12 protein-coding genes are annotated in these 12501 nt (G+C 52.2%); 6 read left to right on the forward strand and 6 right to left on the reverse strand.

Annotated elements, in window-relative coordinates; translation table 11 throughout:
• Window positions 1-20 precede the first annotated feature (20 nt).
• On the forward strand, window positions 21-890 hold the full coding sequence (locus ACJHWK_RS15570) for a phosphoribulokinase (protein ID WP_001274680.1): 870 nt from the start codon (window positions 21-23) through the stop codon (window positions 888-890).
• Between the two features lie 54 nt (window positions 891-944).
• Here the strand turns inward: ACJHWK_RS15570 and ACJHWK_RS15575 are convergent, their stop codons facing one another.
• Entirely contained in the window at window positions 945-1349 is a 405-nt protein-coding gene (locus ACJHWK_RS15575; protein WP_001148908.1) for an OsmC family protein, read from the reverse strand.
• A gap of 301 nt (window positions 1350-1650) precedes the next feature.
• Between ACJHWK_RS15575 and crp the strand changes: the two genes are divergently transcribed.
• Window positions 1651-2283, forward strand: coding sequence for a cAMP-activated global transcriptional regulator CRP (gene crp, locus ACJHWK_RS15580; protein WP_000242755.1), 633 nt, complete (start codon window positions 1651-1653; stop codon window positions 2281-2283).
• Window positions 2284-2333: 50 nt separating this feature from the next.
• Window positions 2334-4424: a YccS/YhfK family membrane protein gene (locus tag ACJHWK_RS15585; protein WP_170886103.1), complete on the forward strand. Its 2091-nt coding sequence runs from the start codon at window positions 2334-2336 to the stop codon at window positions 4422-4424.
• Between the two features lie 66 nt (window positions 4425-4490).
• Here the strand turns inward: ACJHWK_RS15585 and argD are convergent, their stop codons facing one another.
• From argD to ppiA, 5 genes are all read right to left on the reverse strand, one after another.
• Window positions 4491-5711, reverse strand: coding sequence for a bifunctional acetylornithine/succinyldiaminopimelate transaminase (argD, locus tag ACJHWK_RS15590; protein WP_000963771.1), 1221 nt, complete (start codon window positions 5709-5711; stop codon window positions 4491-4493).
• Window positions 5712-5796: 85 nt separating this feature from the next.
• Window positions 5797-6360: an aminodeoxychorismate synthase component 2 gene (gene pabA / locus ACJHWK_RS15595; RefSeq protein ID WP_001521451.1), complete on the reverse strand. Its 564-nt coding sequence runs from the start codon at window positions 6358-6360 to the stop codon at window positions 5797-5799.
• Window positions 6361-6391: 31 nt separating this feature from the next.
• Complete coding sequence (locus ACJHWK_RS15600; RefSeq protein WP_001280641.1) at window positions 6392-6994, reverse strand: putative adenosine monophosphate-protein transferase Fic; 603 nt, start codon at window positions 6992-6994, stop codon at window positions 6392-6394.
• The gene (locus ACJHWK_RS15605) at window positions 6984-7151 is read right to left on the reverse strand and encodes a YhfG family protein (RefSeq protein WP_000736860.1); all 168 of its coding nucleotides are present in this window, start codon (window positions 7149-7151) and stop codon (window positions 6984-6986) included. Before ACJHWK_RS15605 ends, ACJHWK_RS15600 begins: the two co-directional genes overlap by 11 nt.
• A 104-nt stretch (window positions 7152-7255) precedes the next feature.
• Entirely contained in the window at window positions 7256-7828 is a 573-nt protein-coding gene (gene ppiA, locus ACJHWK_RS15610; protein WP_000477225.1) for a peptidylprolyl isomerase A, read from the reverse strand.
• Window positions 7829-8098: 270 nt separating this feature from the next.
• Here ppiA and tsgA point away from each other — a divergent pair, with 270 nt between their 5' ends.
• The 3 genes from tsgA (at window position 8099) to nirD (ending at window position 12408) form a co-directional block, all read left to right on the forward strand.
• Entirely contained in the window at window positions 8099-9280 is a 1182-nt protein-coding gene (gene tsgA / locus ACJHWK_RS15615) for an MFS transporter TsgA (protein WP_000185229.1), read from the forward strand.
• Window positions 9281-9541: 261 nt separating this feature from the next.
• A complete protein-coding gene (gene nirB / locus ACJHWK_RS15620) occupies window positions 9542-12085 on the forward strand; it encodes an NADPH-nitrite reductase large subunit (protein ID WP_000049213.1) in 2544 nt (847 codons plus the stop codon).
• Window positions 12082-12408 carry a nitrite reductase small subunit NirD gene (nirD, locus tag ACJHWK_RS15625; protein WP_000084762.1) on the forward strand — a complete coding sequence of 109 codons (327 nt, stop codon included), beginning with the start codon at window positions 12082-12084 and terminating at the stop codon, window positions 12406-12408. The genes nirB and nirD overlap by 4 nt, the downstream gene beginning before the upstream one ends.
• The last annotated feature ends 93 nt before the right edge of the window (window positions 12409-12501 follow it).

Genomic DNA, 12501 nt, shown 5'->3' on the forward strand with positions numbered 1-12501 from the left:
AGCTAAGTCATGGAGTTACTATGTCTGCCAAACATCCGGTCATTGCGGTAACAGGATCCAGCGGCGCGGGGACCACCACCACCAGCCTCGCGTTTCGTAAAATATTCGCGCAGTTAAATCTGCATGCAGCTGAGGTGGAAGGCGACAGTTTTCACCGTTACACCCGCCCGGAAATGGACATGGCGATCCGCAAAGCGCGCGACGCCGGGCGGCATATCAGCTACTTCGGCCCCGAAGCGAACGACTTTGGCCTGCTGGAACAAACCTTCATTGAATATGGTCAGAGCGGCAAAGGGAAATCTCGCAAATATCTGCATACCTACGACGAAGCCGTACCGTGGAATCAGGTACCGGGGACATTCACCCCATGGCAACCTTTACCGGAACCCACTGATGTACTGTTTTATGAAGGTTTACACGGCGGCGTCGTCACGCCACAGCATAACGTTGCGCAGCATGTGGACTTACTGGTCGGCGTGGTGCCTATCGTTAACCTTGAGTGGATTCAAAAACTGATCCGCGACACCAGCGAGCGCGGGCACTCACGAGAAGCAGTGATGGACTCGGTAGTGCGTTCAATGGAAGACTATATCAACTACATCACACCGCAGTTTTCCCGCACCCATCTTAACTTCCAGCGCGTTCCCACCGTCGACACTTCAAACCCGTTCGCGGCAAAAGGTATCCCGTCGCTGGATGAAAGCTTTGTGGTGATCCATTTTCGTAATCTGGAAGGGATCGATTTTCCCTGGCTGCTGGCGATGTTGCAAGGCTCATTCATTTCCCACATCAATACGTTAGTGGTGCCTGGCGGCAAAATGGGTCTGGCAATGGAATTAATTATGCTGCCGCTGGTGCAACGATTGATGGAAGGGAAGAAAATCGAGTAACTCTGCTATTACGCCGGATAAAATACTATCCGGCTTCACAACGGGATAGTTAAATCACGCGGCAACCACTTCATACGAGTGAGTAATATTCACCGCTTTTTCCAGCATCAACGCCACTGAACAATATTTCTCGGCAGAGAGATCTACCGCACGCGCAACCGCTGCGTCTTTCAGGTCGCGACCGGTGACGATAAAATGCAGATTAATGTGCGTAAACAGGCGTGGTGCCTCTTCGCGGCGTTCAGAGGTCAATTTTACTTCACAATCGACCACATCCTGACGCCCTTTTTGCAGAATAGAAACCACATCGATGGCACTGCAACCACCCGCCGCCATCAACACCATTTCCATCGGACTTGGTGCTTTATCGCCTGAGTTGCCGTCCATTAAAATCTGGTGACCAGAGGCGGATTCGCCCAGAAAAGTTAACCCTTCGACCCACTTCACTCGCGCTTGCATTTTTGCTACTCCACTGCGTCAATTTTCCTGACAGAGTACGCGTACTAACCAAATCGCGCAACGGAAGGCGACCTGGGTCATGCTGAAGCGAGACACCAGGAGACACAAAGCGAAAGCTATGCTAAAACAGTCAGGATGCTACAGTAATACATTGATGTACTGCATGTATGCAAAGGACGTCACATTACCGTGCAGTACAGTTGATAGCCCCTTCCCAGGTAGCGGGAAGCATATTTCGGCAATCCAGAGACAGCGGCGTTATCTGGCTCTGGAGAAAGCTTATAACAGAGGATAACCGCGCATGGTGCTTGGCAAACCGCAAACAGACCCGACTCTCGAATGGTTCTTGTCTCATTGCCACATTCATAAGTACCCATCCAAGAGCACGCTTATTCACCAGGGTGAAAAAGCGGAAACGCTGTACTACATCGTTAAAGGCTCTGTGGCAGTGCTGATCAAAGACGAAGAGGGTAAAGAAATGATCCTCTCCTATCTGAATCAGGGTGATTTTATTGGCGAACTGGGCCTGTTTGAAGAGGGCCAGGAACGTAGCGCATGGGTACGTGCGAAAACCGCCTGTGAAGTGGCTGAAATTTCGTACAAAAAATTTCGCCAATTGATTCAGGTAAACCCGGACATTCTGATGCGTCTGTCTGCACAGATGGCGCGTCGCCTGCAAGTCACTTCAGAGAAAGTGGGCAACCTGGCGTTCCTCGACGTGACGGGCCGCATTGCACAGACTCTGCTGAACCTGGCAAAACAACCGGATGCTATGACTCACCCGGACGGTATGCAAATCAAAATTACCCGTCAGGAAATTGGTCAGATAGTCGGCTGTTCTCGTGAAACCGTGGGACGCATTCTGAAGATGCTGGAAGATCAGAACCTGATCTCCGCACACGGTAAAACCATCGTCGTTTACGGCACTCGTTAATCCCGTCGGAGTGGCGCGTTACTGAGTAGCGCGCCATTTTGTTTCCCCCGATGTGGTGCAGACTGATTTATCACCCCGATATCAACTATGCACTGCGACAAACGCTGGTGCTATGTTTGCCCGTGGCCGTTGGGTTAATGCTTGGCGAATTACGATTCGGTCTGCTCTTCTCCCTCGTTCCTGCCTGTTGCAATATTGCGGGCCTTGATACGCCTCATAAACGTTTTTTCAAACGCTTAATCATTGGTGCGTCGCTGTTTGCCACCTGTAGCTTGCTGACACAGCTTCTACTGGCAAAAGATGTTCCCCTGCCCTTTTTGCTGACCGGATTAACGCTGGTACTTGGCGTCACTGCTGAGCTGGGGCCATTGCACGCAAAATTGCTTCCCGCATCGCTGCTCGCCGCCATTTTTACCCTCAGTCTGGCGGGATACATGCCGGTCTGGGAACCGTTGCTCATCTATGCGTTGGGCACTCTCTGGTACGGATTGTTTAACTGGTTTTGGTTCTGGATCTGGCGCGAACAACCGCTGCGCGAGTCACTAAGTCTGCTGTACCGTGAACTGGCAGATTATTGTGAAGCCAAATACAGCCTGCTTACCCAGCACACCGACCCTGAAAAAGCGCTGCCGCCGCTGCTGGTGCGCCAGCAAAAAGCGGTCGATCTAATTACCCAGTGCTATCAGCAAATGCATATGCTTTCCGCGCAAAATAATACCGATTACAAGCGGATGCTGCGTATTTTCCAGGAGGCGCTGGATTTGCAGGAACATATTTCGGTCAGTTTGCATCAGCCGGAAGAGGTGCAAAAACTGGTCGAGCGTAGCCATGCGGAGGAAGTTATCCGCTGGAATGCGCAAACCGTCGCCGCTCGCCTGCGCGTGCTGGCTGATGACATTCTTTACCATCGCCTGCCGACGCGTTTTACGATGGAAAAGCAAATTGGCGCACTGGAAAAAATCGCCCGCCAGCATCCGGATAATCCGGTTGGGCAATTCTGCTATTGGCACTTCAGCCGCATTGCCCGCGTGCTGCGCACCCAAAAACCGCTCTATGCGCGTGACTTACTGGCCGATAAACAGCGGCGAATGCCGTTACTTCCGGCGCTGAAAAGTTATCTGTCACTAAAGTCTCCGGCGCTACGCAATGCCGGACGACTCAGTGTGATGTTAAGCGTTGCCAGCCTGATGGGCACCGCGCTACATCTGCCGAAGTCGTACTGGATCCTGATGACGGTATTGCTGGTGACGCAAAATGGCTATGGCGCAACCCGTCTGAGGATTGTGAATCGCTCCGTGGGAACCGTGGTTGGGTTAATCATTGCGGGCGTGGCGCTGCACTTTAAAATTCCCGAAGGTTACACCCTGACCTTGATGCTGATTACCACCCTCGCCAGCTACCTGATATTGCGCAAAAACTACGGCTGGGCGACGGTCGGTTTTACCATTACCGCAGTGTATACCCTGCAACTGTTGTGGCTGAACGGTGAGCAGTACATCCTTCCACGTCTTATCGATACCATTATTGGTTGTTTAATTGCTTTCGGCGGTACTGTCTGGCTGTGGCCGCAGTGGCAGAGCGGGTTATTGCGTAAGAACGCCCATGACGCTTTAGAAGCCTATCAGGAAGCGATTCGCTTGATTCTGAGCGAGGACCCGCAACCTACGCCACTGGCCTGGCAGCGAATGCGGGTAAATCAGGCGCATAACACTCTGTATAACTCATTGAATCAGGCGATGCAGGAACCGGCGTTTAACAGCCATTATCTGGCAGATATGAAACTGTGGGTAACGCACAGCCAGTTTATTGTTGAGCATATTAATGCCATGACCACGCTGGCGCGGGAACACCGGGCATTGCCACCTGAACTGGCACAAGAGTATTTACAGTCTTGTGAAATCGCCATTCAGCGTTGTCAGCAGCGACTGGAGTATGACGAACCGGGTAGTTCTGGCGATGCCAATATCATGGATGCGCCGGAGATGCAGCCGCACGAAGGCGCGGCAGGTACGCTGGAGCAGCATTTACAGCGGGTTATTGGTCATCTGAACACCATGCACACCATTTCGTCGATGGCATGGCGTCAGCGACCGCATCACGGGATTTGGCTGAGTCGCAAGTTGCGGGATTCGAAGGCGTAATGCAGGCTAAACCATCGGATACAGCGTTCGCGCCGCATCCGACATCTTTTGCCTGATGCGTCGTATTTACGCCCCAATTACCTTCGCCACTGCGTGGGCGAAACGTTGCATCCCTTCATCGATATCCGCATCTTCCACCACCAGCGACGGTGCAAAACGCATCACATCCGGTCCGGCATTCAGCACCATTACGCCAGCCTCTGCGCCCGCATACAGGAAATCACGCGCCCGACCTTTGTACTGTGGTTTCAGCTCCGCGCCAATTAACAGCCCCATACCGCGAATATCGCTAAACACATCGTACTGCTGATCGATCTTCTGCAAATGGTCAACAAAACGCTGGCGTTTCGCCTGAATGCCTTCCAGCACTTCAGGGGTATTGATGATATCAAACGCCGCGCCCGCTACTGCACAGGCCAGAGGATTACCGCCGTAGGTGGAACCGTGAGAACCAGGATGAAATGCAGAAGCAATTTCCGCCGTGGTCAGCATGGCGCTAATCGGGAAGCCGCCGCCTAACGCTTTCGCAGAGGTCAGAATATCCGGCGTCACGCCGTAGTGCATGTAAGCAAACAGATCGCCGGTCCGCCCCATCCCGCACTGCACTTCATCAAACACTAATAATGCCTGATGTTGATCGCACAGCTCGCGCAAGCCCTGCAAAAACTCTGGCGTCGCTGCCGTCACGCCGCCCTCGCCCTGGATCGGCTCAACCACCACCGCACAGGTGTGATCATCCATCACCGCTTTCACTGCGTGGATATCGTTAAAAGGCACGTGGATGATGTCTGCCGGTTTTGGCCCAAAGCCGTCGGAATATTTTGGCTGCCCACCCACCGAAACGGTAAACAGCGAGCGACCATGAAAAGCGTTATGGAAGGCAATAATTTTGGTTTTGAACGGGCTATGACGCACACAGGCGTAATGACGCGCCAGTTTGAAGGCGGTTTCGTTAGCTTCCGTGCCGGAGTTCATAAACACCACGCGTTCGGCAAACGTCGCCTCAATCAGTTTACGCCCAAGACGCAGCGCCGGTTCATTGGTGAAAACGTTACTGATATGCCACAGAGTTTCGCCCTGGGTTTTTAACGCATTCACCAGCGCAGGATGGCAATGGCCCAACGCCGTAACTGCAATGCCACCCGCGAAATCGACATACTCCTTGCCTTGCTGATCCCAGATTCGGCTGCCCTGACCTTTTACCGGAATAAACTCTGCCGGAGCATAAATCGGCAGGATCACTTCATCGAAAGTCGCGCGTGTAATTGCTGTTTGTTCAATTGCCATCTCATGATCACCCTGTTACGCATAAACCAATATGAAATTATAATCACAAAATATGCATAAAAAATCACTTAATAGCAATCAGAAATCAGCGATGCAGGAAATTAGCCAGCAGTTGATGTCCTTGTTCGCTGAGAATACTTTCCGGGTGGAACTGCACACCTTCCAGATCCCACTGGCGATGGCGAATCCCCATAATCTCGCGGGTTTCGCTCCAGGCCGTCACTTCAAAGCACACAGGTAATGAGTCAGGTTCCACCACCAGCGAATGGTAGCGTGTCACGGTAAGTGGATTTGCCAGCCCCTTAAATACGCCCACACCGTTATGTGTAATCGGCGAGGTTTTGCCGTGCATGACCTTTGCGGCGCGCACAACTTTACCGCCAAATGCTTGCGCCATTGCCTGATGACCGAGGCAAACGCCAAGAATCGGCAAGCACCCGGCATAGTGGCGAATAACGTCAAGGGAGATCCCGGCTTCATCTGGCGTACAGGGTCCGGGTGAGATGACAATTTTTTGTGGTTTAAGGGCGTCGATATCCGCCAGCGTCAACGCATCGTTGCGCTTAACCAGCACATCCGCCCCCAGTTCACAAAAGTACTGATAGAGGTTCCAGGTAAAAGAATCGTAGTTATCTATAAGCAGGATCATGGCGGCTCCGGTACGAAAGAACCGCGCTATTTTACTCAGATTCCCCGGCTTCGCTTACCACTTTGCTAAATATCATCTGCAGCGCGGTGAGATCCCCCATTGCCCCACTCTGATTTGCCTGATTCCAGGCCTCTTTTTCGATACCCTGCCAGCTCAGTTGATATCCGGCATGAATCGCCAGCTGCTCGAAGAAGATCCGCTGTGCCAAACCACTTCCCACCCGGAAGGGATGCAGCACGTTGATTTCACAATAGTAATGCGCCAGCCGCTCGACGAACTTCGCTTTCTCCAGGCCAACCAGATAACCTTCTTCCTCCAGATCCTGCATCAGGGCATTGCCCTCTTTTTCGATATAAGCAAAGTGGCAGAACGGCGTATCACCCTGATAAATATCAACTTCACGCAGTTGCCCCGCCCAGTCAAAAATATCCTGATACAGCTGGCGATGGATAGTGCGCAAATGCGGTAAACCGCGCACCAGCGGACCAAGCTCAATGGTCGCAGCACGCAGCGCCGTCATTTCGTAAGCGGCCTGTTCCAGCCGCTGTTGCTGGCGGATGTTCAGCCGGTTACGCATGATATCAAGGCCAGGATAAAGATACGGATCGCGCCCTTCGCCGAATTTATCGCTCATAGTGCCTCCTCAGCTCTTCAAGGCGCGCTAAAGCCTCTGCGGCAGTAAGAGTGACTAAAGGCATCTCGACGCCTTCAAGACGGCGACTGGCCTGGAAATTACGATTACGCTGAAGCTCCCAGAGACGGGACTTTTGCTTATCGGTGAGTTTCTTCACTTGATGCCTCCCTGAACGTGTCCATTTGCCACAAGTATAAGCGGCAAATCTGGGTTACGCCGGGAGAGCAGAAGCGCGGGCAAGATTGCCCGCGCGAGAAATCATTACGGCAGGACTTTAGCGGAAAGGATAACTACCGGTTTTGACGGCACATTCTGGTACGGACCAACGTCATGAGTCGGCACCTGGGAAATCTTATCGGCAACGTCCATGCCTTTCACCACTTTACCAAATACCGCGTAACCGAAATCACGCTGACCATGGTCAAGGAAGGCGTTATCGGCAACGTTGATAAAGAACTGGCTGGTGGCGCTGTCTTTGTCAGCGGTACGCGCCATCGCGATGGTGCCACGCGTGTTGCGCAGGCCGTTATCGGCTTCATTTTTGATTGGCGGGTTTGGTTTTTTCTGCTGCATCTGCTCGGTGAAACCGCCGCCCTGAATCATAAAGCCAGGAATGACGCGGTGAAAGGTAGTGTTGTTATAAAAACCGCTGTTCACATAATCGACAAAGTTTTGCACAGACACTGGCGCTTTTTGTTTATCCAGCTCCAGTTCGATGTTACCAGCTGAGGTTGTCAACAATACGTGCGGGTCCCCTTTCGCTGCCATTGCTGCGGGAGAAAGAGCAGAAAGAGCGAAAACAGCAGCCATCGCCGCCAGGGTCGATTTGAACATGAGATTTCCTTAACAAACAGAGCAGAAAAAAAGCAAGTGAAGAGATTCTAAATAGCCTTCAAGAACAAGGCCATCCCTTTACCTAATTTTACGTATCTGAAATATATGTAACCTGACGATCACTTTTTATTCCGTGATCAAAATCACCTCTTAAAATGCAATTTAGCAACCGATTGCAATAAAACATTTAAACAGATCACAAAATCACCTAAAATCGCCCGCTCGCGGCATATCCCGCTATGCCATTTTATTTTTGAACGCAGGCCAATCATGACTAACAGCAATCGCATCAAGCTCACATGGATTAGCTTTCTCTCCTACGCACTGACCGGTGCGTTGGTTATTGTCACCGGGATGGTGATGGGAAATATCGCCGATTATTTCAATCTGCCTGTTTCCAGTATGAGTAACACCTTCACCTTCCTCAACGCCGGCATTTTAATCTCTATCTTCCTCAACGCCTGGCTGATGGAAATCGTCCCGTTGAAAACGCAGTTACGTTTTGGCTTTCTCCTGATGGTGCTGGCGGTTGCCGGTTTGATGTTCAGCCACAGCCTGGCGCTGTTCTCGGCGGCAATGTTCATTCTCGGGGTGGTCAGCGGCATTACTATGTCGATTGGTACATTCCTGATAACACAAATGTATGAAGGGCGTCAGCGCGGTTCCCGCCTGTTATTTACTGACTCCTTCTTCAGTATGGCTGGGATGATTTTCCCAATGATCGCCGCGTTTCTACTGGCGCGCAGCATTGAGTGGTACTGGGTTTATGCCTGCATCGGGCTGGTGTATGTCGCTATTTTTATTCTGACCTTCGGCTGTGAGTTCCCGGCACTGGGCAAACATGCACCAAAAACGGATGCTCCGGTAGCGAAAGAAAAGTGGGGGATCGGCGTACTGTTTCTCTCAGTTGCGGCGCTGTGCTACATCCTCGGTCAGTTAGGTTTTATCTCCTGGGTGCCTGAGTATGCCAAAGGCCTGGGCATGAGCCTGAATGATGCTGGCACGCTGGTGAGTAACTTCTGGATGTCATATATGGTCGGCATGTGGGCGTTCAGCTTTATTCTTCGCTTCTTTGATTTGCAACGTATTCTGACCGTACTGGCTGGTCTGGCTGCGATTCTGATGTACGTCTTTAACACCGGAACACCAGCACATATGGCTTGGTCAATTCTCGCTCTGGGCTTCTTCTCCAGCGCGATCTATACCACCATCATCACCCTGGGTTCACAGCAGACCAAAGTACCGTCGCCAAAACTGGTTAACTTTGTCCTGACCTGCGGAACCATCGGTACTATGTTGACCTTTGTGGTTACCGGCCCGATTGTTGAACATAGCGGTCCGCAGGCGGCACTGCTTACAGCAAACGGTCTGTACGCTGTCGTCTTTGTGATGTGCTTCCTGTTAGGTTTCGTCAGCCGTCACCGTCAGCATAACACCCTGACCTCTCATTAATTGCTCATGCCGGGCGGCGCTATCGTCGTCCGGCCTTTTCCTCTCTTACCCTGCTACGTGCATCTATTTCTATAAACCCGTTCAATTTGTCTGTTTTTTGCACAAACATGAAATGTCAGACAATTCCGTGACTTAAGAAAATTTATACAAATCAGCAATATACCACTTAAGGAGTATATAAAGGTGAATTTGATTTACATCAATAAGCGGGGTTGCTGAATCGTTAAGGTAGGCGGTAATAGAAAAGAAATCGAGGCAAAAATGAGCAAAGTCAGACTCGCAATTATCGGTAACGGTATGGTCGGCCATCGCTTTATCGAAGATCTTCTTGATAAATCTGATGCGGCCAACTTTGATATTACCGTTTTCTGTGAAGAACCGCGCATCGCTTATGACCGCGTACACCTCTCGTCTTACTTCTCTCACCACACCGCCGAAGAGCTGTCGCTGGTGCGCGAAGGCTTCTACGAGAAACACGGCATCAAAGTTCTGGTCGGCGAACGCGCTATCACCATCAACCGTCAGGAGAAGGTGATTCACTCCAGCGCCGGGCGCACCGTTTTTTATGACAAGCTGATCATGGCGACCGGTTCCTACCCGTGGATCCCGCCAATCAAAGGTTCTGATACTCAGGACTGCTTTGTCTATCGCACTATTGAAGACCTCAACGCCATTGAATCCTGCGCCCGTCGCAGCAAACGCGGTGCCGTTGTTGGTGGCGGCCTGTTAGGTCTGGAAGCCGCTGGCGCGCTGAAAAACTTAGGTATTGAAACCCACGTTATCGAATTTGCCCCTATGCTGATGGCGGAACAGCTTGATCAGATGGGTGGCGAGCAGCTGCGTCGCAAAATCGAAAGTATGGGCGTGCGCGTTCACACCAGCAAAAACACCCTTGAGATTGTGCAGGAAGGTGTCGAAGCGCGTAAAACCATGCGTTTTGCCGACGGCAGCGAACTGGAAGTCGACTTTATCGTCTTCTCTACCGGTATCCGTCCGCGCGATAAGCTGGCAACCCAGTGTGGTCTGGACGTTGCTCCGCGTGGGGGTATTGTCATTAATGATTCCTGCCAGACTTCCGATCCGGATATCTACGCCATCGGTGAATGCGCAAGCTGGAACAACCGTGTATTTGGTCTGGTAGCACCAGGCTACAAAATGGCGCAGGTCGCCGTTGACCATATTCTCGGTAGCGAAAACGCCTTTGAAGGTGCTGACCTTAGCGCCAAGCTGAAACTGCTGGGCGTAGACGTAGGCGGTATTGGTGATGCGCACGGTCGCACACCTGGCGCACGTAGCTACGTTTACCTCGACGAAAGCAAAGAGATCTACAAACGCCTTATTGTCAGCGAAGACAACAAAACCCTGCTCGGTGCGGTACTGGTGGGCGATACCAGCGACTACGGCAACCTGCTGCAACTGGTGCTGAATGCTATCGAGCTGCCGGAAAACCCGGATTCTCTGATTCTGCCGGCGCACTCTGGTAGCGGTAAGCCGTCTATCGGTGTTGATAAACTGCCGGACAGCGCGCAAATCTGCTCCTGCTTCGACGTCACCAAAGGCGACCTGATTGCTGCCATCAACAAAGGCTGCCACACCGTTGCGGCGCTGAAAGCCGAAACCAAAGCGGGTACTGGCTGCGGTGGCTGTATCCCGCTGGTCACTCAGGTACTGAACGCGGAACTGGCGAAACAGGGCATCGAAGTTAACAACAACCTGTGCGAACACTTTGCTTATTCGCGTCAGGAACTGTTCCATTTGATCCGCGTTGAAGGCATTAAAACCTTCGAAGAGCTGCTGGCGAAACACGGCAAAGGCTACGGTTGTGAAGTTTGTAAACCGACCGTCGGTTCGCTGCTGGCCTCCTGCTGGAACGAATACATTCTGAAGCCGGAACATACTCCTCTGCAGGATTCTAACGATAACTTCCTCGCTAACATCCAGAAAGACGGCACCTACTCGGTGATCCCGCGTTCTCCGGGCGGTGAAATCACCCCGGAAGGGCTGATGGCAGTGGGTCGTATCGCGCGTGAATTTAATCTCTACACCAAAATCACCGGTTCCCAGCGCCTGGCGATGTTTGGCGCACAGAAAGACGATCTGCCGGAAATCTGGCGTCAGCTGATTGAAGCCGGCTTCGAAACCGGTCATGCCTATGCGAAAGCACTGCGTATGGCGAAAACCTGCGTGGGTAGCACCTGGTGCCGCTACGGTGTTGGTGACAGCGTCGGCCTCGGCGTGGAACTGGAAAACCGCTACAAAGGCATCCGTACGCCGCACAAAATGAAGTTCGGTGTCTCCGGCTGTACCCGTGAATGTTCAGAAGCTCAGGGTAAAGACGTGGGTATTATCGCCACCGAAAAAGGCTGGAACCTGTACGTTTGCGGCAACGGCGGCATGAAACCGCGTCATGCGGATCTGCTGGCGGCGGATATCGATCGCGAAACGCTGATCAAATATCTCGACCGCTTCATGATGTTCTACATCCGTACTGCCGACAAACTGACGCGTACCGCGCCGTGGTTAGAAAACCTCGAAGGCGGCATCGATTACCTGAAAGCGGTGATCATTGACGACAAACTGGGGCTGAACGCTCATCTGGAAGAAGAGATGGCGCGCCTGCGTGAAGCGGTAGTGTGTGAGTGGACTGAAACGGTCAATACACCGTCCGCGCAGACTCGCTTCAAACACTTCATCAACAGCGACAAGCGTGACCCGAACGTGCAGATGGTGCCAGAGCGCGAACAGCACCGTCCGGCAACGCCGTATGAACGTATCCCGGTAACTCTGGTGGAGGACAACGCATGAGCCAGTGGAAAGACATCTGCAAAATCGATGACATCCTGCCTGAAACCGGCGTCTGCGCGCTGTTAGGTGACGAGCAGGTAGCAATTTTCCGCCCGTATCACAGCGACCAGGTGTTTGCGATCAGCAACATCGACCCGTTCTTCGAGTCCAGCGTGCTGTCACGCGGGCTGATTGCGGAACACCAGGGCGAGCTGTGGGTCGCCAGCCCGCTGAAAAAACAGCGTTTTCGCTTAAGCGACGGCTTGTGCATGGAAGACGAACAGTTTTCCGTCAAGCATTACGACGCGCGAGTGAAAGACGGCGTGGTGCAGCTACGCGGTTAATGTTTTAACGGGAGGCGCAATGCCTCCCCTTTTTGCATGGTCCTGTAATAACCTTCGGTATATTGCAGGACATTTTTTAAACTTTTTGTTTTA

The organism is Escherichia sp. WS547 (assembly GCF_046486065.1).
GTDB lineage: Bacteria > Pseudomonadota > Gammaproteobacteria > Enterobacterales > Enterobacteriaceae > Escherichia > Escherichia coli.